The organism is Paenibacillus sp. ATY16, assembly GCF_003399985.2.
GTDB lineage: Bacteria > Bacillota > Bacilli > Paenibacillales > Paenibacillaceae > Pristimantibacillus > Pristimantibacillus glycanilyticus.
This window is the reverse complement of record NZ_NMOK02000033.1, coordinates 269,093-290,863: the sequence shown is the minus strand read 5'-3', so window position 1 is coordinate 290,863 and position 21,771 is coordinate 269,093. Positions and strand designations below refer to the sequence as shown.

The following is a 21,771-nucleotide window of genomic DNA, read 5'->3' as shown; positions in this document are numbered from 1 at the left end:
AGGCAACGAAAAAAAGCCGCGACCGGTACGAGCCTAAGCTCGTCCAATCGCGGATTCTTTTATTCTTGGGGTTTGCCTTCAATCACCTTAAGCGGACCTGACGGCTCGCCCGCCGGCATGTCTTCTTCGACAAATCGCTTGAGCGCCTGCAGCTTGTTCTCCCAGAACCGTTCGTAGTAGCTGAGCCAGCGCTTCAGCTCGAGCAGCGGTTCCGGCTCCAGCCTGTATCGCGTCTCGCGCCCTACCTTGCGCTCCTTCACAAGGCCCGCTTCCGCCAGCACGCGCAGATGCTTCGATACGGCGGTCCGGCTCATGGAATAATGGGCGCTAATGACGTTGACCGGCATTTCCTGATCGACTAACAGCTGCAGCAGGCTGCGGCGGGTTGGATCGGCAATCGCTTGGAAGACGTCATGCTTGGGCTCGGAAGCGAGATTATTGTCCTTCGACATAGCTTGCAAACTTCTTCACGATGCCAGCCCAACCGCCGGCCATATGCTCGCGTACTTGCGGATGCGGTTGGTTGAACTCGGTAACCTTGTCCGCATCCCAGCCGCCGTGAATCAGCGTAAATTCGGTTTTACCGCCTTCCAGCTCCTTCAATTCAAAGGTCAGCGTCCAGTCCTTGCCCCAGTTGAAGGTCAGACGGTTCGGAGGATCAACCTCCGTTACTTTGCAAGGAGACTGGCCGAACTGGCCGGCTTCCAGATGGAATTCGTTGCCTACCTCCGGCTTAAAGCTTTCGCTTGGAGCCATAAACCAGGCCGAGACTCCTTCTCTCGTGGATACCGCGTTCCATACCTTTTCAATAGGTGCATTTACTTGAACCGTCTGACGTACGTCAGGCAATGTATTAACTCCGTTACTCATGATTCATACCTCCGATTATTTAATAACATGTCGTCATCACTAATTAGGAAACCATATGGTTTCGTTTTTCATTATAGGAAACCAAATGGTTTCCTGTCAACAACCTTATTTCGCCAAAAGCAGCAGCCGGTCATCCTTATCAGATGGTATCCCTCTTCCATCCGTATTATTCGTTATGACATAAATATCGCCGTTATGAACGCGCACATCCCGCAGCCTGCCTTCATTCTGAAGCACAACCGACATCTTTTTCGTCAGCGTATTGTACCTCAGGAGCTTCTCTCCCCGAAGGGTGGCCACCAGCAGATTATTGCCCGATTCCATCGCTATGCCCGAAGGAGCAATCGTATCCTCGCCCGTATGATAGACCGGGTCAATCATGCCCTCCCGGTGCTGCCCTCCAATCACAACCGGCCAGCCGTAATTGCCGCCTGGTACGATACTGTTAATCTCGTCATGTCCGCCGGGATTACCCGACGGGCCGTGCTCCGCGGCAAACAGCATGCCCGAGCTGCTCCACGCAAGACCTTGCGGATTCCGGTGCCCGTAGGAGTACACATAGGAATCCGGAAAAGGATTGCCAGGCGGAATCGAACCGTCCAGCTTCATCCGGAGGATTTTGCCGGCGAGACTGTTCTTATCCAGTGCCAATTCTTCCTGACCGGCATCTCCGGTGGTCACGTACAGCAAACCGTCCGGCCCAATCGCCATCCGGCCGCCGTCATGATTAAACGAACCCGGAATGCCTTCAAGCAGCGCCCTCGATTCTACCCAGGCATCCTTCTCCAGCTTAAGCACAATAATTCGGTTTAAGATTTTCCCGTTTTCCTCATACGTATGGTAAGCAAAAGCCTCCTTCGATGCCTGAAAATCCGGAGCAAGCACAAATCCCAGAAAACCGCCTTCCCCTTGGGCATGCACGTTCTTATTGAAATGGACCGGCATTCTCGTCGACTTGCCTTCGGCAACCCGTACGACATTGCCGTCCCTCTCGCTGACATAGATCGCATCGCCGTCAAAAGCGATTACCCACGGTGCCTGCAGCTTCTCGGCCACAACTTTGTAGGGAGTCCGCTCCCCCGATACCTGCGCACCGCCTGTTTTGACCGATGATTTGCCGCCCTCGCAAGAGGCCAGCAAAAGCGCGCCGATCGTTACAACAACAGCGGTTAGAATCCTTTTTCTCATCCCCATCTCTCCTCATCCCGTAAGTTACAGAGGTTGACTGAGCTCGATGTACTTAATCTTATTGTGGTCAAAATAAAGATGGAATTTCAAATAGTCGCCGATTTTGTAGCTCCACTTGGAATCCAGCTGCAAATTCGGCTTGCCAAGCTTCTGCATAACCTCTTCCTTCGACATGCCGACGGCAAGACCATCCTGTGTCGCATGATTGCTGTCCAGAAACACGATACTCCGATTGAGCTGCATAACCCCGTCGCTATATTCGGCCACAGTGCCTACTGCCTGAACGGCATCCTCATAATAATGTCCGAGTTGAGTCGGCTGGACGCTGCTTCTAAGCAGCAGCAGCTGCTCCCACTCGTTATAAGATTTGTTGGCTACGGTCAGCCTTTCTCCTTTATAAGAGAAGCTATCGTCAATCCCGCCTTCGTGGCTCTCCATTTCCAGCCGAGCCTGCTCGAACATCCGGTCAAGCTGCGCCAGCTTCGAATCCGGCTGCAGAATGCCATGCATCAGCAGCATAACCTGATCATCCGCATAATAACGGCGTCCGCCTAAAAGATACTCGTTTGTGTTCACATCGTACGGGATTCTGTACACCGAATCAGCCGTTTCGAAACGGATTAAGCTCTCCTCGCTTAACGTCTTATCAGCCGAAGCTGCTTTCGTCATCTCAAGCCCATTTAGATTTTGCAGAATAACATACATACGGTCTTGAGGTATCAGCGTTTCCTTCACCCAAATCTTCTTAACCTCTTCCGTCGAGAACGGCAAGGCATCCTTGAGATAACCGTCCTGCCTGGACGGGATAACGAAAAATTGCCCCTTTGGTATTGGAGTAGAACTTGGCGAAGCATCCGGCGACGGCGTCACTGTCGAACTCGAATCAGGCGCCAACCCTTTTCCCCCGTTTCCTCCAGGTGCTCCAACGTCCTCCCGGAACGCAACGGCAACAATCACGGCTATTACAACAAAAGACACGGCAGCCCACGATAAACGAAACCTCCCGCGCCTTCTCCTCTTCTCCCCACGGTCGAGCGCATCCGCCTGGCGCACAATCGCTTCCTTCTTCTCCCTCGTAAAAGTCGGCTGGACATGCGGTCCCCGCCGCAACTCACGATACCATTCCGGCTGCTTCTCATTCATACGCGGCACTCCCCTTCCAACTGCTGCTCATCCGCTTGCGCGCCCTCGACAGCCTCGTTTTGACCGTCCCCTCCGGCAGGCCCAGCGCGTCAGCGATTTCCTTTGTCGTCAGCTCGTATTTCGCATGGAGGACAAGCACCTCCCGCAGCTTAACGGGCAGCTCCAGAACGGCATTCCATAGCTCGGACGTGAACGCCAGCCTTAAAGCTTCCTGCTCCGCAGACGGACTTTCCCCGTCTTGGGCAGCACTTCTGCCGACAAGCAGCACCCGGCGCATAAAGGCCGTTCTTTTATAATTAATTGCCGTATTCCTTGTCATCGCGAGCAGCCAGGTTCGGATCGAGGAAGCTCCGCGGAACGAGCCGATGGTCTGATAGACCTTCAGAAACACGTCCTGCGCAATATCGTCGGCCAGATCATGCCTTCGCGTAATGATATAAGCCAGATTCCATACATCCTGGCCGTACGTATCCATCAGCTCTCTTAGTCCGGAGGCATCCATGCGGTCTATATAACTCCAATAGCTATTTTCCAAATTTTTCACCTCTCAGACATTAGACAACGCAGCGGGAGGATTAGTTTCATTCCGCGCGAAAAAAACAAACAGACCCGGTCCAGCCAGCTTCATGGCCTTTCCGGGTCTGTTTTTAGCTGCCTGATCACAAGCTCCGCGAGCAAAAGCAGCAGCACAATCGTACTGTAAATGGCGATCGTATAGCTCAGCGTATAATCCACCCCGATACCGTTATGCAGGGCTGCCGTGATCAGGTGGGTGAACAAATTGGTGAATACGAATACATAGCTTCGAATCATCCATTTGCGGTGCTCCGCCGCTTTTCCTTTACGGATTTTCACAACCGCAATTACGGTGATAACAAGCCAAATCATGTTGATAAAATTAAACGCAATACTGTTGACTCTTCCGCCCGTAGAGGACGGAGCCATATAACCGGAGCTCAGATCAACAATGGCCACAGCCAGCACGTAAGTATAGCCGAGTATTCGATGCAGCTCGGCGCTGCGCTCTCTTATCCGTTTGGAGAAGTTAATAAGTCCGGCAATCATGGCCGCGCAAGCCGCCACAATGTGCACATCCATAACAGTTAACCATAGCGACACATGTTTCAATCCGGTCTTATGTCGCAGGAAGCGGCTCGCTTCGGGATCGTAGATAAAATTCGTAAAGGTCGTATATCCGATAAATCCGATAGATACGGCAATCGTGAGGATATACAGCGTTCTTCTATTTTTCAAGGGACTGCCTCTTTCATGCTTTCTCTTTAGGTAAGTTGGTTAAAAAAGATCAAGCTGCTCATATTGCGGCGGTTCCTCGCGCGGCTCCAGCGGATCCCGGCCGTCCGGCCTCAATTGTCCGAGCAGCGCCATCATCTGCTTCGCGTTATCCGCCGCATCGCCGCCGGAGTTATTGTTAAAGATCACGCAAATATGCTCGCTTTGCTGCTGCAGCTGTTGAAGGTATTCCGCCCATTGCCGCAGCTCGTCCGAATTGTAGCGATACAAATACCGGACATCCCGCCAGTTCGGCGCTCCGCCCTGGTTCCAGCCGCTGGCGTTACGGCCGTGGAACCGGACAACCGTCATGGCTTCATCCGTCGCTTCGAGCACGGTTGGTATCGACCCTAGACCCGCCTGCGGCTCGTCGCATACGCTGTGCACCCAGCCCTCCCGGCGCATGAAGTCCAGCGTACGCTGCCGGTACTCCTCGGTGAACCAGCTTTGATGACGGAACTCGAGAGCGACGGGGATCCCTTCCATCCGGCGCTTCGTTTCCCGCAGAACACGTACGTTGTCCCGGGTACAGTCGAACCAAGGCGGGTACTGGAACAAAGCCGCTCTGAGGCGCCCCGCTTCCATCACCGGCATAATCGAGTCGCAAAAGGCCGCAAACGTGCTGTCCGGATCATTCGCAGCAGCCGCTGCCGCAGGACCACGCTGATGTCCGGTCATACCTTGATACGCCTTGACGATAAAATGCAGCGACTCCGGCGTCTCCTCCGTCCACTTGGCGAACCTCTCCGGAGGCTGTATCGCATAGAAGCTGCTGTCCACCTCGACCAGCGGGAAATGCTTCGCGTATTCCTTCAAACGGTCTTTTGCTTTTACGTTTGGGCCGTACAGCGCGTCCTGGTCTCCCCAGCCCGCAAGCCCGATATGGATAGGCATAGAATCACCAGCTCTCCAACTAAACTATGTTTCTCCAACCTATCATACCTGCTCCGTATTCTGCAAATAACCGCTGCTATAGACGCAAAAACAGGTTATTCCGGCTTACCAACCCGAGCGGACTGATTCGTCGAAATAACCTGTTTACTAGTGCGCATAGATTTGCGGCTGCATACGTCGGCAGCCAGGCTCATATTGCACGATTTGCAGTATATTGCCGCATGCTCGCCCGAAGGTCCGGGATATCCTGCACAATATGCAGGATATCCCATCCGAAACCGCCTAAATAAGCCCCAGCGAGACCAATATACTGCATTTTGTGCAACATACGGTACTCCAGAGCGCCATATCGGACGTATATGCTGCATTCTGTGCAGGATATGGCACTCTGGGCTTACAATGGCTTGCATTCTGCATTCTGCGAGGCATATGGCGTCTCGAGACGCCAGCTCAGACGCATGCGATGATACGGTGCACCACCGGAGCGTCATATCGGGCGTATATGGCTGCATTTCGTGCAGCATACACGCCCGACACAGGGTATACCCATTTCCAGTCCAGTATACTGCATCCCCTTGCAGCATCGTCGTGCACCTAAGCAGCTACGCAAAAGCGGCAGGCTCGCCTATTGCCAGCCTGCCGCTCAAGAGACAGCCCCAAGGCTACACTTTACATCGCCGTCCGCATCCAGCGGCCGATGCGCTCCAACGCCTCCGACAGGTTCGATGTCGAGGAAGCATACGAGCAGCGGATAAAGCCCTCGCCGCCCCGGCCGAATACGGAGCCGGGCACTGCGGCTACCTTCGCTTGCTGAAGGAGCCGCGTAGCGAACTGCTCCGAGCTGAGCCCGGTTGCAGCAATGGACGGGAAAGCGTAGAACGCGCCTTGCGGATCCCGGCAAGCGAGCCCCAGCTCGCTTAAGCCTTTCACGAACATCCGCCGCCGCTGGTTAAACGCCTCTACCATCTCGTCCTTATCCTCCATGCAGCTGCGCAGGCATTCGATCGCGGCAACCTGGCCAACAATCGGCGCGCAGAGGGCGGTATATTGATGGATCTTGGTCATCGCCGCGATCAGCTCCTGACCGCCGCAAGCGTAGCCGACCCGCATTCCCGTCATGGCAAAAGCTTTGGAGAAGCCGCTGATGACCACCGTCCGCTCCTTCATCCCCGGCAGGGACGCGAAGCTGACATGCTTGCCTTCGTAAGTCAGCTCCGCATAGATCTCATCGGACAATACGATGAGGTTATGCTCTTCCACAAGCTTCGTAATCGGCAGCCAATCCTCGTAGGACATAACCGCTCCGGTCGGATTGCTGGGGAAGTTGACGAAGAGCACCTTGGAACGGGGAGTTATCGCCTGCCTGAGCGCATCTGCCGTAAGCTTGAACGACTGGGCGGCCGTCATCTCCAGTTCAACCGGCACCCCTCCGTTCAGCTTGCAGATCGGCGCGTAAGCAATGTAACCGGGAACCGGAATAATCATTTCATCGCCGGGCTCAAGAAGAGCCCGCATCGCCAGGTCAATCGCTTCGCTGCCGCCTACCGTGACCAGCACTTCCTTGGCCGGTTCGTAGCGGACTCCAAAGCTTTTGTCCAAGTACGCTGCAATCTCCTCCCGAAGCTCCATAAGGCCTTCGTTAGGCGTATACATCGTCCGGCCCCGCTCGAGCGCCCGGATACAGGCCTCTCTGGCCGCCTTAGGCGTTGCGAAGTCGGGTTCACCAACCCCTAGCGATATGATTTCCTTGTTTCCCTCAGCCGCGTTAAAAAACTTGCGAATGCCCGATGGCGGCAAATCGCGGACTAGCGGCGTCACCCATGTGCTCGTCGTCAACATGGTTAATCCTCTCCCTGGCCGATTATTTCTCTTTACGTTCCTCTAGAGAATAATCGATGATGTAGTCAAGCAGCTCACTGAACTTGATGCCAGCCGCTTTAGCCGCCTTAGGCAGCAAGCTGTTCTTCGTCAGACCCGGCAGCGTGTTCGCTTCCAGAACGTACGGAACACCGTTTGCGATAATCATATCGATACGCGCATACACGCTGCACTTCAGCGACTTGTAGCAGCCAAGCGCGGACGCTTCGACGCGGGCCTGCACGTCGGCCGGCAATTCGATCACTTCTTCCGTCGCTCCGCCATCCTGGTACTTGGAGTCGAAATCGAAGAACTCCGAGTTGGCTTTAATCGATACGATTGGAAGCAGCTTGCCGTTCAGGACGGCGCATGTGATTTCTTCCCCGCCCACGAACTGCTCGATCATAACGGAGTCATCCCACTTCAACGCTTCGGCTACCGCTTCCGCGATTTCCTCCTGCGTTTTGACCAGACGCGTAGCAATGCTCGAGCCGCCCGAATTCGGCTTCACGACAACCGGCAGGCCAAGGCGCTCCACGTTTGCCGCGGCAAGCTCCTCCATGCTGGCGACGTTAATCCAATCGGCTGTCAGGATGCCGTCAAAGCGGATCAGCTTTTTAGCCAGCTCTTTATCCATGCTTACGCTGCTCGACAACACGCCGCAGCCCGAGTAAGGAATGCCAAGCGATTCCAGCGTGCCTTGCACCGTACCGTCTTCGCCGTATTTGCCGTGAAGAGCGAGCAGCGCGAAGTCGATACCGGCCGTTTTATCGATCAAGTCGCGTTTCGTGTTAATCTCGATCGGCACAACTTCGTATTTGCCGCGATCCAGATTCGCGATCATTTCTTGCCCCGTCAATAAAGAAATTTCTCTCTCGGACGAAATGCCGCCCATAATAACGCCGATTTTCATCATGTTGTTAATAAGCCTCCTGAAAATGTTGTGAGTACAGAATGATTCAAATATTAAATTCACGAGCAAAATTACTTCGAAAGCATATGCTTTGCTCCCTGCAAATCACTTCCCGAGCATAGCTTTCGCAGCGTCCCCGATCCTTTGGATCCCTATGACGATATTCTCGTCGGAGACGCGGGAGAAGCCGAGCCGCATCGCATGGCGGCCGCCGCCGTCCGTGTAGAAAATATCGCCGGGCGTAAACAGTACGCCCTGCTCCGTGCAGGCCTGCAGCAGCTCCCTAGTGGAGAAGCTCTCTCCGAATTCGACAAACAAATGAAGCCCGCCGTCGCCTGACAGCCTTTCCAGCGGCAGATACGTCTTGCAGCTCTCCACGGCCAGTTCGTATTTGCGCTTGTATTCCGCCTTCGCACGCTTCAGATATTTCTCGAAGTTGCCATTATGAAGATATTGATAGAGTAGCGATTGATCAAGAGTCGACGTATGAATGGTGCGCGCGCGTTTGACGCTTTCCAGATAGTCGATCAGCTCCTTATCCGCCAGAATCCATCCGACGCGCAGGCCGGGGAACAGAATTTTGGAGAAGCTGCCCAAATAAATCGTTCCGTTATTGCGGTTGCCGCCGTAAGCGAGCAGAGGGGCCACATGAGCGCCTGAATAACGAAGCTCTTCATTAAAGCCGTCCTCGATAATCGGAATCCGGCGGTCGTTCAGCATCCGCACCGTTTCCGCCCGTTTCTCGTGGGACATCACGATCCCCGTCGGATTATGGTACGAAGGAACAAGATAAGCGAGGTCGAATTCCTGCCCGCCAAGCTTCCCTTCCAGCTGTTCTAGGCTAATGCCGTCAGGCTCCATATCTACGCCCGTAATGGCGAATTGGTGCATCTTTAAATTTTTAATTGCGGTATGATGAGTCGGGTTCTCGCATAACGCGTGTCCGCTGCGCTTCCCAAGCGCCGACAGGACAAGGTCGAACCCTTCCGTAAAACCGTTCGTAATGAGCATATCCTTGCCGGCCAGATCGACGCCTTTGTTCTCCATGTAACGCATCAGGAAATCGATCAGGGGCTTATACCCTTTGGCGTAGCCGTAATTCAGGATAATGTTGCCTTCCAGCGACATCCGGTCGAGGAATGCGCGCTTCACGTTTTGCAGATCGAAGAGCTTTTCATCCGGAGCGATGCTCGTAAAAGAAATAGCCCCCCGCTTCGCGCGGATGCCATGCTTCATCAGATCATGCTCTTCCGCCGCGCGGGCCAGATCATTGATCCTCTCGCTCCAGTCCAGCTGCTTGCCGGTGCCCTCTTCCGCCGCAACGCCGCCCGCCGATTGCGCGACGAAGTTGCCTTTGCCTTTTACGGCGTATATGAATCCTTCATCCACCAGATCCGCATAAGCGGTCACGATAGTGTTGCGGCCAACATTCATCAAGAGGCTTAACTCTCGCGTCGACGGGAGCTTCTGATTCGCCTGCAGCGCGCCTGTAATCATCAGCCGTTTCATATAATCCTTGACCTGCATCGATACCGGCCGGTCGCTTGCGAATTGAATATCAGAATACACCCCGTCACCTCCGAACAAATGAATTGCTGCCGCCTTTCAGCGTCTTGCTCCGTAAGCATAATCATATCATGGCACAAAATAGCTTCAAGCAAAAGAACCACGCCGGGCGTTATTCGCCTTCAGCGTGGTTCTTAGACAAGCTTCGCGGGAGAAATGTAAGCCCGCTATCATTTCCGTTCTTTTACTTCGCCGTCACGCCGCCGTCGACAGGCAATTCGATGCCGGTCAGGTACGATGCGTCATCCGACGCGAGGAACAGGACCGCCTTCGCAACCTCAACCGCTTGTCCTACGCGCGGCAATGCGGTCTGGGACAGGAACCAGGCGAGCATTTGCTCGTTGCCCACGAACTCCTTGCTCATTGGCGTCTCGATAAAGCCCGGGTGCACGGAGTTGACGCGGATATTGTCCTTGCCGTAATCAACGGCGGCAGCCTTGCTCAGCATGCGGACAGCGCCCTTCGATGCCGTATAAGCGCCAGCGCCTTGGCTCCCGGTAATGCCGGCAATCGACGAGATGTTTACAATCGAACCGCCGTTATTTTCCTGCATATGAGGCACGACGTGCTTCATCCCGAGAAACACGCTCGATAGGTTAATATTCATGACCTTATCCCATTGTTCGACCGTGGTATCCAGCATGCCGACCGCAAACGAAATACCCGCATTGTTAACGAGAATATCGATTCGGCCATAAGCCTCTATCGCCGCCGCGACAACGCTCATCCACTGCTCCTCGGACGCAACATTGTGCGCGATTGCCGTTGCTGCGCCGCCTTCCGCCTCAATCTCCTTCACGACGGCAAGCACCGCTGCCTCATTAATATCGGTTGCAACCACCTTCGCGCCTTCGCGGGCGAACAATAATGCTTCCTCCCGGCCCATGCCGCTTCCCGCGCCTGTAATAATAGCTACTTTATCTGCTAGACGACTCATGGATCATCTCTCCCCGAATAATAAAATGATAGTGTGTATATCACTATGATATAAACTATATCACCATGTTCGGCAAGGCGCAATGCTTCTTGCCTAGAAGGAGTTGGCATCGTTATAATACCCATATAATTGATGGCTGCTTAGCCAATGAAAGGTAACGACAAATGGATGCAAAAGAACGGTACGAGAAAGAACGGAGCGACGGCAAACAGCAGAGGCTGCTGGCGATTCTAGAGGCGGCCGAGCAAGAGTTTATCCGCCGGGGCATCGAGAAAACCACCATGCAGCATATCGCGGACGCGGCCAATATCGGCATCGCTACGCTGTTTCGGTATTTTCCGAAGAAGGAAAAGCTGATCGTTGCGGTGGCAACCAAGCTGCTGCAGCCGATTCATGACGCCTTTATGGCAACCGCCGCTCTGCCGCTGTCTTGTCTGGACAAGCTGGAACGGCTATTCGACTTCCTTATCGAGGAGCATAACCGCGCTAGCGCCAAATTTATGGTCGACTTCGACAGCTACGCTGCCCATTCCCAGGAGCCGGTCGAGGACATGGAGACGTTTGTAGCCCTGCATCGGCGGATCTCGTTGCATTTCGCGGCTATTGTACAATCTGGCATCGAGGATCGCTCGATCCGCCAGGATCTGCAGATCAAAGAGACGCTTACGACGATCATGAACAGCTTTGGCCATTTTTCGCGGCAGCTGTCGCTGCAGAACAACATTCTGCTCTTTGAATCGGATCTCGAATCCAGGCCGCAGTTGCTCATCCTTAAAGGGATGTTCCTGGAATACGTAAAGAACTCATCATGAAATCGCGCCAGAACAAAAAGAACGCTCCCCGCATGGTACGGGAAGCGTTCTTTTATTGTTAATCGAGTAAATAAATAAGAGCATGAATCCATAAGCTAATTAAAATTTAACCCATAGAACCTTTCGGCATTGCTTAGACTGGTGTAAATATCGGTGCTGGCTCCTCCCATGAACCAATAGGCAAGGCCGGCCAGGTTATAATCCATAGCCTTTTTATATTTGGCGGCAAGCGAACGTCCATCCTCGATCCAGAACTGATGCTTAAGGCCGTTAAGCTGATACGAGGCGGTATATTGCGAAACCGATGCATCCCATGCCGGGAGCAGCGAACGGTTGCGGACGATGTTATTTTGCTCAATAAGCGTCAATTCTGTTGCCGTTACCTTACCGGTCTTATCCGTGACCCATTCTTGATTGTAATAAGGCAGCGCCAGAATGACCTTGTTTGCGGGCACTTCCTCCAGGATCTTGGCAATGGCATAATCCACATAAGGCAGCGAGGCGACTGAGCCCGCAATTGGACTGGTGCTCCAATGCTCGTCGTAAGCCATCAACACCATGTAGTCGGCCGAGGCGCCAAGCGCCTTATAATCGAAGCCTTCCGTCCAGTCGCTGCCAAGGTCAGGCGATACGCATACAGAGACGACGGCGCCAACCTTATGCAGCTTCGCGCTAAGCTCGCTGACAAAAGCGGTCATATAAGCACGGTCGGCGGGAGCGACATTTTCGAAATCAATGTTCAGTCCTTTCAGTCCGTACTTCTGCACATAGCCCGCAAGCTGATCGACCACTTTACCGCGGTACGTCGCATTGGACAAATTCTGATGCGTCACTTCCTGATTCGAGCGGTTGCCGACCATCGCCCAAATTTGTCTTTTGTTTTTACTTGCCCAGCTCACGAGGGACTGATCCGTATAGTCTGCCACAGCTCCGGCCGGATCGAAGAAATACCAGCGCGGGGATAAACTCGTAACGTTTGCTTGGAGAACGGACTGCTCGTATTGGGCCGCCGTCTGGCCGTATTGCCAGCCAAGCTGGATGCGGGTTGAGGACTGCGATTTCGCAAGGGCGGAAGCCCACTTTGCATTTTGCAGAGCACGGTCGATGACAGCGGCTGTTTCCTGTCTGGTCATCCCTTCTGCGGGATTGAAATTACCTTTAGCGTCTCCGGCCATCAGGTTAAGCTCAAGCGCCGCGCCAACTGCCCTATCCGCCCAATCCGCGATCTTGTCAGCGTCGGCGAAATACGAGGTATCGCCGGATACGCCGGATTGCTTGAATGCCCGAATTAGCATTATTGCCGCTTCCTGCCTTGTCACGGGCTTCGACGGCTCGAAGGTATGAGCGCTTGTCCCATCCACCAGGCCAATCTGGACGGCAGCCGTAACCGCGTCGTAGTACCAGTCTTTTGCCTTCATATCCTTAAACGGATTGATCTCGCCGTGAACGGTTTTAATCCCGAGTACGCGGTCCAGAATCGTAATGAATTCCGCCCGGGTAACGGGTTTTTTGGGCGAAAAGGTTCTAGCGGAAGTACCCGATAATATCTGTTTGTCGTATAAGCGAATGATAGAGTCCTTGGCAAAGCTGCCCGCAATATCGTCAAAAGGCAGCTTGTCCGTGCTGGCTGCATCAACGGTTGGAACGATTCCCATTAGGCAGGACAATGCTGCAGCTCCCGCGACCCATCTCTTAAACTTGCCAGTAAACAAGAGAATGTCCCCCTAAAGAATAATAGATTAGATCATGATTCTCTAATGGTAACAAAGTTCAGGCGAGGGTTCATCGGCAAGAAAATGGCAATCGGCTTTTGGTGGCGGTGCAGCCGTACTTCCGGTACAAGCGTCATCGGGCTGCATTTATAATTGGTCAAATGCCCCAGGAACAAACACCCACGCACCTTGGAGCAAACCGTCATAAGTTATAGAGTACTCAAGACGTAAGGAGGTGCATGTAGAATGTCCGGTTACGTTGGTGGTGTTAACTCTACAGGTTTCATCCTGGTGCTTTTTATACTGTTGGTGATCATTATTTGCGGTTGTGGCTTTGGTAAATTTTATTAATCCCTAGCTTATCTGCACGAATCATCCCGGCAGCATACGAAGCTTAATCCGTAAGCAAAAGGCCCATTTCGATGGGCCTTTTGTGCGTTTTGCGAAGGAAGTGGCTTAACGAACGGAACAGGCCTTATGCCGGGTGCCTATGAGAGAACTTCTATCGCGGCTCCCTTTTGTACATGCCCCTTATCAATTTGGAAGCCCGTTGAAAACCCGGCGGGACATGCCCGGGCTGCCGCATTCCCCTACCCCGGACGGGGGCCAGCGAATGTCGAACTGTGCTACAATGAGACAATCCGAGTGTTTAGGAGCTTACATAATTGCGCATGCTAATAGAGAGATTCATAGATTAAGAGAGAGAAAAGGACAGCTGGAGAGGAGAAGTTAAGAAATGCCCGAACCTTTGGCACGGCAAAATACGACCGTTGGCCGAATAGGTCAGCCGTATGTCAGGCCGGAACAGAAGCAGAAGCGAAGCCGGGTTATGACCTCGCTCGTATTGGTTGCGATTATCGTGATGGGCTGGCGATGGATCCAATCCGTTCAGGATCATCCCGCGCCTGCCCGGGAGCAGGCACCGGCAAAAAGCACGGAAATAGCCGGCCTTCACCCGATTGTTGCCGAGAAGGCAGATGAGCTTGTTGCCCAGACCGGCAAGCTGGGTATCAAAATTATGATCACCGACGATTTCCGCTCAAGCGAAGAACAGAACGCCCTTTACAAGAAAGGCCGGTCCGAACCCGGGCAAGTGGTCACCAATGTCAAAGGCGGCGCATCTTACCATAACTACGGCCTCGCGGTCGATTTCGCGCTTGTTAAGCCGGATGGCGATGTGATCTGGGATATGGAATACGACGGCAACGGCAACGGCAAGTCCGACTGGATGGAGGTCGTCTCGGCAGCCAAAAAGCTTGGCTTTGCCTGGGGCGGAGACTGGACAAGCTTCAAGGATTATCCCCACCTTCAAATGGACTTTGGCTACTCGATAAAAGATCTGCAGAACGGCAAACGTCCTCCTGCAACCGAATAAATAGAAAAGTCATGGCCCTCCCGCTGAACAATCAGCGGGAGGGCCATGACTTTTTATGTGCTTAACGATGTCGAGCATCGTTAAGCCTCCCGGCTTATGCCCTTTTAACCGCCTTAACGATGTCCGGCATCGTTAAGCTTCCCGGGCCGTTCTACTCGGCCAAGCGAAGCAGCTCGCTTACGGTTACCAGCCGGTACCCGCTCGCCGTCAGCTCCTTCGTCAGCACGCGCACCGCTTCCACCGACTGCGAACGGTCGCCAAATCCGTCGTGGAAGATCAAGATGCTGCCATTGCGCACTTCCCTGCGCGTCGTTTCGAGGATATGGTCAACGCCCGGCATATCCCAATCCTTCGCATCCATGTTCAAAGCGCCAATAGACGGATATCCCTCGCGTTCAAGAATCGCCTGCACTCTCTCATCCCCTGCCAGGTAAGGCAGACGCATCGTTGCAGCCCGCGTTCCCGTAACTTGCTTGATAAGCTCCTCTGTACGCGAGAGCTCGCTTTCCAATTCCTCATCCGACAGCTCGGTCATATTGGGATGCGTATACGAATGGTTGCCGATCTCATGCCCCTGCTCATGGACAAGCCTCGCTACCTCCGGATGAGCAGCGATTTGCTCGCCGATCATGTAGAAGGTTGCTTTTCCCCCGGCTTCAGCGAAAATCTCCAGCAGCTCCGGCGTGTACACCGGATTGGGTCCATCATCAAACGTAAAAGCAACAGCCTTGCTGGACGTATTAACGGATTGAATTAACATAACGACTTAGACTCATCTCCTGTCAGCTAATCTCTTCCTAGTATAAATCTCTCGCCAGCAGCTTGTAACTAGATAAATAACGGGACAAGCCTTAACAATTAAAGGTTGCAGCGCAGAGAACCCTACAAGTACTTATAATCCAGGAAGGTCGCCGCCTGTCCTCTGTAAATCCCCTGCTCATCCACCAGATTCCACACCGTAGCGTTAACGATATAGAACCTCCGTCCCGATCTGGAGATCCGGATACCGGTATAGTTATCGACATAACCGTTTGCCGTCACCTGCGTAAAAAACCGGTCCCGTTCAGCCCGTTCCATCGGCTCTGCCGTGAGCCGCGAAGGCGTGCTCGTAAGCTGTTCCCACGTCATCTCCCACAGCTCCAGTGCCATGCGGTTGCCGTAATTCAGCACCGGATCGCTTTCCGTCCCATGCGACAAAATCACTCTCGGAGCCGTAAACAGCAGCTCCTCCAGCCCTTTCTCCCTGCTATTCTCAACGGGCACCAACTCCTGCCCCGTCCATCTCCGGTAGCTGTCCGCGAGCAGCTTGCTATGCTCGTAAGTTGCACCCACGCCAGTCAGCGGCTTGTCCATCTTGATCCTCCTGCAACTGCTTATTATCTCGCTACGTCTTCCTTACTCTGCAGCAGCCATCTTTCAGCCGCTTTTAAATCGTGACAAACATAATCCGGCTCAGGCCCTTGCGGCTGCCGTTTATGGAGCCGATTCAGCCAGATCGTCTGAATCCCAAGCCTGCCTGCTCCGATAACATCACTGCTATAGGAGTCACCGATATGCACAATCTCCGAAGGCTTTAGACCGCAGCGCTTCATGCCCTCAAGGAACAATTCCGGACGCGGCTTATAAGCCCGTACATCCTCGCTGGTAATGATGTCCGTTACTTTTATCCCATGAAACATTGCCGCTGCCGCAATATCCGCCGTATCGATATTGGATAAAATATAAATCGGAAGATGGCTGAAGGTCGAGAGAAAAGGCAGGGTGTCCTCATACAATTCCGGCTTCATCCAGTGATCAAACTGCCCGCGGATCAGCTGCTCCGCCGAACAATCCGACCCGAAATGCGCCAGCGTCTCGGCAAGAGACAGAAGCCCCAGCTCCCGCTGTGGCTTAAACCGATCGCCGAAGCTGGCATCAAACAAGCCCGACAGCGTTTTCCACCAATATTGACCAATCTCGCCAGTCTCGCTAGAGGTCTCCATGCTTGCCCGGATCTGATCGTAAATCGGCGGTAAAATATCGTCGTCTTCATGCACCAGCGTCCCGTAAAAATCAAGAAAAATAGCTTTCGCCCTCATCCGGACTATCTCCTTTCAACCGCAGGCAAACATAAAAACACCTCCATACCTAATCGGGACGATTAAACGGAGGTGTCTATTCATAGTACCGCCCTGCTACTTCTTCAAAAACTTGCGGATGCCGTCTACCGCCGCTTGATGGTCTTCTTCGCCGGTCAGACCGGATACGGTAATCGTGCCGACTTTGCCTTGGCCGCGGACGATAATCGGGAACGATCCGCCTTCGCCTTGATAGTCGGACAGCGGCAAGCCCGAGCTTTCCGGGAACGTTGTCCCTTGGTCACGGAACATCTCGCCAACATATAAAGAGCTGTGGCCAAAATGGTTCACAACATTTTTCTTCGTATTCACCCAATAAATATTGTCCTTCGAAGTACCCGCCATGTAGTGGGTATACAGCGGATGCTCATCGTTCTCGATATGTACGGCAATCCCTTTGCCGATTGCATCCTTCGCATGCTGTACCACGATATTGCCTAATTGCAGCGCGTCCTCACTGGTGAAGGAATCGAATTGAAGCTCCTCTTCCTGTGCAAGCAATGTCTTCATCAAATCGTTCATGACTCTATCTCTCCCTGCATCCGAATCCTAACAAACCCATCTTACTATAAAAATAACCCCTTGGAAACCGCAACGCTCAGGCTCCAAGAGGTTAGTCCGCTATAGGTTTTTCACCCAATGCGGCTTTGTATAATGACTGACGCCAGCGGAGCCTACGAATACCTTGCCGCCTTTGTTGAAAGTAATGAGTTTTTCCGCGCCCGTTGTAAGCAAAACCGTGACTTGGGCATTGTTTCTCTTCGCAATATAGACGAAATACCCGCTTCCCGTAATAACACTTCTCCAATTCTTATCGAACTCCGAACGTACGACCCGGTTTGAATATACCTGGTTTTCCCGGTTGCCTTTCCCCCTTGCTGCCATCCCGACTCTCTCCTTTCGCTGCTAGATTACCTGCCTTTTATCGTATGCGCGTCCCTCGATTCGGCTTGGACATCTACTCCTCCGGAGCGATCGATTATGCTACTATGAGAGCAATAGACAGAGTTTGCCAAGGGAAGGATGGAGACTACGTGATTGAACCTGTTGCATTAAACAAAGGAACACCAGGCGAGCCTTGTCCGATTGAAGCCGCGCTGGACGTCATAGGAACCAAATGGACCTTCCTTATTATCCGCGATCTCCTGATCGAGGGAACGTTACGCTTCAGCGATCTGCTGAAAGGAATGGAAGGCATCAGCCCCAAGACATTGTCGCTCAGACTGAAAGAGCTCGAAGCAAAAGGGATTATCGGGCGTAAGGTATATCCGGAGGTGCCGCCTAGGGTGGAGTATACGTTAACGGAGAGGGGCAGGCAGCTGGAGGGGATTTTTATCGAATTGAAACGGTTTGGCCTTACACTGGCTGAAAAATAAAATAAACCCGTTAGCCTCGTCCCCGCACAATACTTACTTTCCGGTAACTATATGAATAAAATAACACTACTTCCCAAACGGAATTAATGGCGTTATGCTGTGCTCATTGCAAGAGCGAAGCGCTCATCCATTCAAATTGGGAGGAATAAAAACATGCTGCACAATCAAAGAATCGCCATTATCGGGGGAAGCTCGGGGATAGGACTGGAGACGGCACGGCAGGTTATCGAGCAAGGAGCGGAAGTGATTATTGCAAGCCGTTCGGAGATTAAGCTTCAGGCGGCTGCCAACCAATTGGGTCCCGCCGCATCCGCTTATGTGCTGGATACAACCGATGAGGAGCAAGTGAAGCTCTTTTTCGAGAAGGTTGGGAATCTGAATCATCTTGTAGTAAGCGCGGCCGAAACCTCGGGCGGCCCTTTTCTTCAGACCGAATCGGCCCGTTCCCGCGAGCTGTTCGAGAATAAATTCTGGGGACAATACTATGCGGCCAAATACGGTGCGGCTAAGCTTGCCGACGGAGGGTCCATTACCTTATTTTCAGGTGTTGTCGCTTATAAAGCGATGGCCGGTTCAGCTACTCTAGGCGCGGTCAACGCAGCTGTCTCGAACCTGGGACAGACGCTTGCGCTTGAGCTGGCCCCGATTAGGGTCAACGTGGTCTCTCCCGGTATTATCGACACTCCTTCCCGAAGCAAAATGCCGGAGGAGGCGCGAAATCAGCTGTATCATACCGTGGCCGGAAAGCTTCCCGCCAAGCGGATTGGCTCAGCTTCGGATGTTGCGTTATGCGTGCTTTATCTGATCCAAAACTCGTTTGTTACCGGTACCGTCCAGCATGTGGACGGCGGGCATAGGCTCATCTAAGCGATTGGAATTGTTTGGTTAAAATTTGTAACATACTCGAAATGTAACGTTCATCTTTCTTTAATGAACATTGCCTATAATAGAACTCAACCCCCCTTTTAATAATATAAATACTTAGCCCCACAGCACCGTGCTGTGGGGCACTTTCTTTTGTATGGAGTTACTTGATTTTGCTGACGATCTTCAGCACGGCGTCCCGCGTCAGTTTATTGCCGCCGACGGCAATCAGGTTAACGGTTGCATGGGCAAGGGACAACGGGATTTGGCAGAAGGTGCGCGCGGGACCTTTTTTCAAATCCGCGAGATATTCATCTGCCAGCTTCAGATTGCGCCGGGTGTAACGCAGCATGTCCTTCAGGTCCCAGCCATCCGGGAAGAAGTCAACGCCGCGTTCCATATCCTCCGACCGGTTGCGCATAATGTTAACCGCTTGCAAGCCGCGGCCGAATGCAACCGCTTTTACGCGGTCGGTCTCCGTTCCGTCATACCAGCGCCAGATATCGGACAGCATTTCGCCTACCATCCCGGCAACGCTGTAGGTGTACTTGTCCAGATCCTCTTCCGTGCGGATATTCCACGAGGTTCCAACCCAATCCGCCATCTGCTCAGCCATCATCGTAATGTAGTTGTATACGGTAGGCGCAATGCCTGCCGGACACAGCTGCGCCCATTCGGACATCCTCACCGTAACTTCGGGAAGCTTATCCCGGTAAGGCTGCCACACTTGATGGAGCGATTCCTCGATATTTTGCGATTTCATCGCTTGCGCTGCTCCAAGCAGCAGTTCTTTTTTGATCGGAGCCGGCAGCTTCTCGTCGTCTTCTACCTCGTCAATTGCTCTCATGCACAGGTAGGCGGACGACACGGCTTCTTTCAACTCCGGTATCAGCTTGCTTATGGGAATGTAAAAGGTCCGGCTTGTCAGCTTGAGCATCGTCATTGCATCGTTCAACATCATGTTCGTAATGGGAATTCCCTCCATACCACGGTAAAATCTCACGAAAACTTCTTATGTATCCATCATACTTTAACATTTCACCAAAAGTAAAATTTTCGACCCAATTCGACCTATATGAAGGCTAAAACGGGCTGATCATGGTCGGTCAGAGGCTCCTCAGAGGCGATGCACTCCTCCGAGGGGGAGCTTAGCGATCTGCTGTATCGTTAAGCTCCTTGTTTGCGGCTGTCGCGACAGCCTTAACGATGCCGCACATCGTTAAGACCCGCCGCTTGCTCTAACGCTCAAGCCTTACGCTTCCCAAGGCGATAATAACGCACACGTTCGCCATGGGAGGCTGACATCAAATACTGCTTATCTACCAGATCCAGCATAAGCTTCCGCGCAAACTGCGTGCTAATCCCCAATGCCTTACTCACCTCCACCGGCGATACAGGATCTAGTTGATAAGATACAATCCGCATAATCTCCCTTTGATGCAGCGTAATCTCCTGGCCTGCTTCCTGACTGTACAGCTTCCCTAGCAGCTGCTGTAGCAACTGCTGGCATTGTCTCGGACGTTCCTTCACGTCGTCGAACGAGAAACGCAGCACGGTCCAGCCATCCAGCACCAAATGATTCTGCCTTTGCAAGCGGTCAGCGAAGCCCCGGCGGTCGATATCCCGGCAATGCGGTCCATAACCGTCAATCTCGATAGCTATCTTATGCGGATGACGAAGGTAAGCGAAGTCCAGAAATCTAACCCCATCCTTAAAATCGCTCACCTCATACTCGCCATGCAAATACTCCGTCCGTCCGGTTGCCGGCCACCACACTTGCTCCAAGAATAACTTCTCCGCGTATCCATGCTCTTTAAGCTTCCTTTGTCTCTCACTGCTGCCTGCCTTCAGCTGCTCTGCCAGCCACTCCTTGTAAAAAGCCTCGAACATACAAATCCTCCCCAGAAAATAAAATAACCGCCCCCTTCCGTCAGCAACGGAAAAGAGCGGTGTGCTTCACACGCTATTCTAGCTAGTTCCATTATAAACCATGATTTGCAAATTCAACAATCATTCGGCTAAGGAAAGTTCAACAGAACTCCCCCTACCCCTCTCCTCTAATATGCTTCACCGAAGAGGCGATCTGGGCGTACAGCTTGGGATTGGAATGATAGCGGAACAGCTGGAACTGCGGTTTCGTATTGGCCTCAAGCAGCCAGACGCGGTGCTCGGTATCGATCGCGATATCCAGTCCAAGCTCGGTAATGAGCGGAAAATGCTTTTTCATCCCGCGCGCAACCTTCAACGCCATATCCCGAAGCTTCGTCTCCCACGGCTCGCATTCCTGCCTCGTAAGGCCAAGCGCCTGATGCAGCCGGATCGCTTTCCCCCCGCTGCTATGATTCGTCACGAACCGGTTAGGCGCCGCCATCTTGCCCATAACGCCAAAAAACTTCCACGTATCGTCCCGGCGCAAATGCAAAAGGATGCGAAAATCTATGGGGTTCCCGTTAATCTGAATCAGATCGATTCCCTGCTGCATAAGATACCGCTTGGTTCCGATCAACTGCTTCAGCTTGATGGCCGCGAATTTCGCGGATTGGAACGAATAACGGCTGTCCTCCGTCCGAATGACGATTCGGCCATCCTTATAATAAACCTTCATGACGCCCTGTCCCTTCATGCCAAGATCCGGCTTCACGAACAGGACGGGGTAACGGTCAATCATGCTGATAAAACCCTTTGGCGTAAATTGCTCCGTATCCGGCAAGTAATCACGGAGCTCTTCTTCACCCGACAGTGCTACATGCTTTAACCATTTGCGCCCCGGATATTTAATCATATAGCCTTTCATGGTGGAATCTCCTCCATTGATGTACAGCAGTTACATGTCCTTCTGCGTGAGGCTAATCGCTTG

Annotated in this window: 24 protein-coding genes; 4 read left to right on the top strand and 20 right to left on the bottom strand. The window is 52.9% G+C overall.

Going from position 1 to position 21,771, the window contains the following annotated elements; translation table 11 throughout:
- Positions 1 to 59: 59 nt before the first annotated feature.
- The 11 genes from CFI03_RS19990 to CFI03_RS19940 all read right to left on the bottom strand — a co-directional run bounded on the left by CFI03_RS19990 (position 60) and on the right by CFI03_RS19940 (position 10,658).
- Positions 60 to 452 carry an ArsR/SmtB family transcription factor gene (locus CFI03_RS19990; RefSeq protein ID WP_015846915.1) on the bottom strand — a complete coding sequence of 131 codons (393 nt, stop codon included), beginning with the start codon at positions 450 to 452 and terminating at the stop codon, positions 60 to 62.
- Positions 436 to 870: an SRPBCC family protein gene (locus CFI03_RS19985; RefSeq protein ID WP_201008329.1), complete on the bottom strand. Its 435-nt coding sequence runs from the start codon at positions 868 to 870 to the stop codon at positions 436 to 438. Before CFI03_RS19985 ends, CFI03_RS19990 begins: the two co-directional genes overlap by 17 nt.
- Before the next feature lie 105 nt (positions 871 to 975).
- The gene (locus tag CFI03_RS19980; protein WP_248758915.1) at positions 976 to 2,058 is read right to left on the bottom strand and encodes a PQQ-dependent sugar dehydrogenase; all 1,083 of its coding nucleotides are present in this window, start codon (positions 2,056 to 2,058) and stop codon (positions 976 to 978) included.
- A 24-nt stretch (positions 2,059 to 2,082) separates the two neighbouring features.
- Entirely contained in the window at positions 2,083 to 3,201 is a 1,119-nt protein-coding gene (locus CFI03_RS19975) for a hypothetical protein (RefSeq protein ID WP_248758914.1), read from the bottom strand.
- Entirely contained in the window at positions 3,194 to 3,745 is a 552-nt protein-coding gene (locus tag CFI03_RS19970) for an RNA polymerase sigma factor (RefSeq protein ID WP_481857698.1), read from the bottom strand. Before CFI03_RS19970 ends, CFI03_RS19975 begins: the two co-directional genes overlap by 8 nt.
- 80 nt (positions 3,746 to 3,825) lie before the next feature.
- The gene (locus CFI03_RS19965; protein WP_248758908.1) at positions 3,826 to 4,455 is read right to left on the bottom strand and encodes a DUF2306 domain-containing protein; all 630 of its coding nucleotides are present in this window, start codon (positions 4,453 to 4,455) and stop codon (positions 3,826 to 3,828) included.
- A 39-nt stretch (positions 4,456 to 4,494) separates the two neighbouring features.
- The gene (locus CFI03_RS19960; protein ID WP_248758907.1) at positions 4,495 to 5,385 is read right to left on the bottom strand and encodes a DUF72 domain-containing protein; all 891 of its coding nucleotides are present in this window, start codon (positions 5,383 to 5,385) and stop codon (positions 4,495 to 4,497) included.
- 669 nt (positions 5,386 to 6,054) lie between these two features.
- Positions 6,055 to 7,224, bottom strand: coding sequence for an aminotransferase class I/II-fold pyridoxal phosphate-dependent enzyme (locus tag CFI03_RS19955; protein WP_248758905.1), 1,170 nt, complete (start codon positions 7,222 to 7,224; stop codon positions 6,055 to 6,057).
- A gap of 22 nt (positions 7,225 to 7,246) precedes the next feature.
- Positions 7,247 to 8,155, bottom strand: coding sequence for a D-alanine--D-alanine ligase (locus CFI03_RS19950; RefSeq protein ID WP_248758937.1), 909 nt, complete (start codon positions 8,153 to 8,155; stop codon positions 7,247 to 7,249).
- Positions 8,156 to 8,260: 105 nt separating this feature from the next.
- On the bottom strand, positions 8,261 to 9,724 hold the full coding sequence (locus CFI03_RS19945; RefSeq protein WP_248758903.1) for an aminotransferase-like domain-containing protein: 1,464 nt from the start codon (positions 9,722 to 9,724) through the stop codon (positions 8,261 to 8,263).
- A gap of 181 nt (positions 9,725 to 9,905) precedes the next feature.
- Positions 9,906 to 10,658, bottom strand: a complete 753-nt coding sequence (locus CFI03_RS19940) for an SDR family NAD(P)-dependent oxidoreductase (RefSeq protein WP_248758902.1) — start codon at positions 10,656 to 10,658, stop codon at positions 9,906 to 9,908.
- A 164-nt stretch (positions 10,659 to 10,822) separates the two neighbouring features.
- On the opposite strand from CFI03_RS19940, the gene CFI03_RS19935 reads away from it, so the two are divergent.
- Positions 10,823 to 11,470, top strand: coding sequence for a TetR/AcrR family transcriptional regulator (locus CFI03_RS19935; RefSeq protein ID WP_248758901.1), 648 nt, complete (start codon positions 10,823 to 10,825; stop codon positions 11,468 to 11,470).
- Between the two features lie 95 nt (positions 11,471 to 11,565).
- On the opposite strand, the gene CFI03_RS19930 is transcribed toward CFI03_RS19935, so the two are convergent.
- A complete protein-coding gene (locus CFI03_RS19930; protein ID WP_248758900.1) occupies positions 11,566 to 13,182 on the bottom strand; it encodes an S-layer homology domain-containing protein in 1,617 nt (538 codons plus the stop codon).
- 736 nt (positions 13,183 to 13,918) lie between these two features.
- On the opposite strand from CFI03_RS19930, the gene CFI03_RS19925 reads away from it, so the two are divergent.
- On the top strand, positions 13,919 to 14,557 hold the full coding sequence (locus tag CFI03_RS19925) for a M15 family metallopeptidase (RefSeq protein ID WP_248758898.1): 639 nt from the start codon (positions 13,919 to 13,921) through the stop codon (positions 14,555 to 14,557).
- 151 nt (positions 14,558 to 14,708) lie between these two features.
- Here CFI03_RS19925 and CFI03_RS19920 read toward each other — a convergent pair whose 3' ends face one another.
- The 5 genes from CFI03_RS19920 to CFI03_RS19900 all read right to left on the bottom strand — a co-directional run bounded on the left by CFI03_RS19920 (position 14,709) and on the right by CFI03_RS19900 (position 17,559).
- The gene (locus tag CFI03_RS19920; protein WP_248758896.1) at positions 14,709 to 15,317 is read right to left on the bottom strand and encodes a polysaccharide deacetylase family protein; all 609 of its coding nucleotides are present in this window, start codon (positions 15,315 to 15,317) and stop codon (positions 14,709 to 14,711) included.
- Between the two features lie 122 nt (positions 15,318 to 15,439).
- Positions 15,440 to 15,910, bottom strand: coding sequence for an MEKHLA domain-containing protein (locus tag CFI03_RS19915; protein ID WP_248758891.1), 471 nt, complete (start codon positions 15,908 to 15,910; stop codon positions 15,440 to 15,442).
- A gap of 23 nt (positions 15,911 to 15,933) precedes the next feature.
- The gene (locus CFI03_RS19910; RefSeq protein ID WP_248758890.1) at positions 15,934 to 16,635 is read right to left on the bottom strand and encodes an HAD family hydrolase; all 702 of its coding nucleotides are present in this window, start codon (positions 16,633 to 16,635) and stop codon (positions 15,934 to 15,936) included.
- Positions 16,636 to 16,731: 96 nt separating this feature from the next.
- The gene (locus tag CFI03_RS19905; RefSeq protein ID WP_248758889.1) at positions 16,732 to 17,196 is read right to left on the bottom strand and encodes a heme-degrading domain-containing protein; all 465 of its coding nucleotides are present in this window, start codon (positions 17,194 to 17,196) and stop codon (positions 16,732 to 16,734) included.
- Positions 17,197 to 17,295: 99 nt separating this feature from the next.
- Entirely contained in the window at positions 17,296 to 17,559 is a 264-nt protein-coding gene (locus CFI03_RS19900; RefSeq protein ID WP_248758888.1) for a hypothetical protein, read from the bottom strand.
- Between the two features lie 149 nt (positions 17,560 to 17,708).
- On the opposite strand from CFI03_RS19900, the gene CFI03_RS19895 reads away from it, so the two are divergent.
- Together CFI03_RS19895 and CFI03_RS19890 are read left to right on the top strand one after the other, a co-directional pair.
- On the top strand, positions 17,709 to 18,050 hold the full coding sequence (locus tag CFI03_RS19895; RefSeq protein ID WP_015846935.1) for a winged helix-turn-helix transcriptional regulator: 342 nt from the start codon (positions 17,709 to 17,711) through the stop codon (positions 18,048 to 18,050).
- Between the two features lie 153 nt (positions 18,051 to 18,203).
- Positions 18,204 to 18,917, top strand: coding sequence for an SDR family oxidoreductase (locus tag CFI03_RS19890; protein ID WP_248758886.1), 714 nt, complete (start codon positions 18,204 to 18,206; stop codon positions 18,915 to 18,917).
- Between the two features lie 160 nt (positions 18,918 to 19,077).
- On the opposite strand, the gene CFI03_RS19885 is transcribed toward CFI03_RS19890, so the two are convergent.
- The 3 genes from CFI03_RS19885 to CFI03_RS19875 form a co-directional block, all read right to left on the bottom strand.
- Entirely contained in the window at positions 19,078 to 19,899 is an 822-nt protein-coding gene (locus CFI03_RS19885; protein ID WP_201008386.1) for a squalene/phytoene synthase family protein, read from the bottom strand.
- Positions 19,900 to 20,159: 260 nt separating this feature from the next.
- Complete coding sequence (locus tag CFI03_RS19880; RefSeq protein ID WP_248758884.1) at positions 20,160 to 20,804, bottom strand: PDDEXK family nuclease; 645 nt, start codon at positions 20,802 to 20,804, stop codon at positions 20,160 to 20,162.
- A gap of 154 nt (positions 20,805 to 20,958) precedes the next feature.
- Entirely contained in the window at positions 20,959 to 21,708 is a 750-nt protein-coding gene (locus CFI03_RS19875; RefSeq protein ID WP_248758876.1) for a YheC/YheD family protein, read from the bottom strand.
- Positions 21,709 to 21,771: the final 63 nt, after the last annotated feature.

What these genes read in the sequence shown, in the direction of transcription:
- CFI03_RS19950 (WP_248758937.1), bottom strand. Translation starts at nt 8,155, where the DNA reads ATGAAAATCGGCGTTATTATGGGCGGCATTTCGTCCGAGAGAGAAATT.
- CFI03_RS19985 (WP_201008329.1), bottom strand. Translation starts at nt 870, where the DNA reads ATGAGTAACGGAGTTAATACATTGCCTGACGTACGTCAGACGGTTCAA.
- CFI03_RS19875 (WP_248758876.1), bottom strand. Translation starts at nt 21,708, where the DNA reads ATGAAAGGCTATATGATTAAATATCCGGGGCGCAAATGGTTAAAGCAT.
- CFI03_RS19885 (WP_201008386.1), bottom strand. Translation starts at nt 19,899, where the DNA reads ATGGAGGGAATTCCCATTACGAACATGATGTTGAACGATGCAATGACG.
- CFI03_RS19920 (WP_248758896.1), bottom strand. Translation starts at nt 15,317, where the DNA reads ATGTTAATTCAATCCGTTAATACGTCCAGCAAGGCTGTTGCTTTTACG.
- CFI03_RS19910 (WP_248758890.1), bottom strand. Translation starts at nt 16,635, where the DNA reads ATGAGGGCGAAAGCTATTTTTCTTGATTTTTACGGGACGCTGGTGCAT.
- CFI03_RS19960 (WP_248758907.1), bottom strand. Translation starts at nt 5,385, where the DNA reads ATGCCTATCCATATCGGGCTTGCGGGCTGGGGAGACCAGGACGCGCTG.
- CFI03_RS19880 (WP_248758884.1), bottom strand. Translation starts at nt 20,804, where the DNA reads ATGTTCGAGGCTTTTTACAAGGAGTGGCTGGCAGAGCAGCTGAAGGCA.
- CFI03_RS19975 (WP_248758914.1), bottom strand. Translation starts at nt 3,201, where the DNA reads ATGAATGAGAAGCAGCCGGAATGGTATCGTGAGTTGCGGCGGGGACCG.
- CFI03_RS19940 (WP_248758902.1), bottom strand. Translation starts at nt 10,658, where the DNA reads ATGAGTCGTCTAGCAGATAAAGTAGCTATTATTACAGGCGCGGGAAGC.
- CFI03_RS19955 (WP_248758905.1), bottom strand. Translation starts at nt 7,224, where the DNA reads ATGTTGACGACGAGCACATGGGTGACGCCGCTAGTCCGCGATTTGCCG.
- CFI03_RS19990 (WP_015846915.1), bottom strand. Translation starts at nt 452, where the DNA reads ATGTCGAAGGACAATAATCTCGCTTCCGAGCCCAAGCATGACGTCTTC.
- CFI03_RS19900 (WP_248758888.1), bottom strand. Translation starts at nt 17,559, where the DNA reads ATGGCAGCAAGGGGGAAAGGCAACCGGGAAAACCAGGTATATTCAAAC.
- CFI03_RS19915 (WP_248758891.1), bottom strand. Translation starts at nt 15,910, where the DNA reads ATGGACAAGCCGCTGACTGGCGTGGGTGCAACTTACGAGCATAGCAAG.
- CFI03_RS19890 (WP_248758886.1), top strand. Translation starts at nt 18,204, where the DNA reads ATGCTGCACAATCAAAGAATCGCCATTATCGGGGGAAGCTCGGGGATA.
- CFI03_RS19905 (WP_248758889.1), bottom strand. Translation starts at nt 17,196, where the DNA reads ATGAACGATTTGATGAAGACATTGCTTGCACAGGAAGAGGAGCTTCAA.
- CFI03_RS19935 (WP_248758901.1), top strand. Translation starts at nt 10,823, where the DNA reads ATGGATGCAAAAGAACGGTACGAGAAAGAACGGAGCGACGGCAAACAG.
- CFI03_RS19925 (WP_248758898.1), top strand. Translation starts at nt 13,919, where the DNA reads ATGCCCGAACCTTTGGCACGGCAAAATACGACCGTTGGCCGAATAGGT.
- CFI03_RS19980 (WP_248758915.1), bottom strand. Translation starts at nt 2,058, where the DNA reads ATGAGAAAAAGGATTCTAACCGCTGTTGTTGTAACGATCGGCGCGCTT.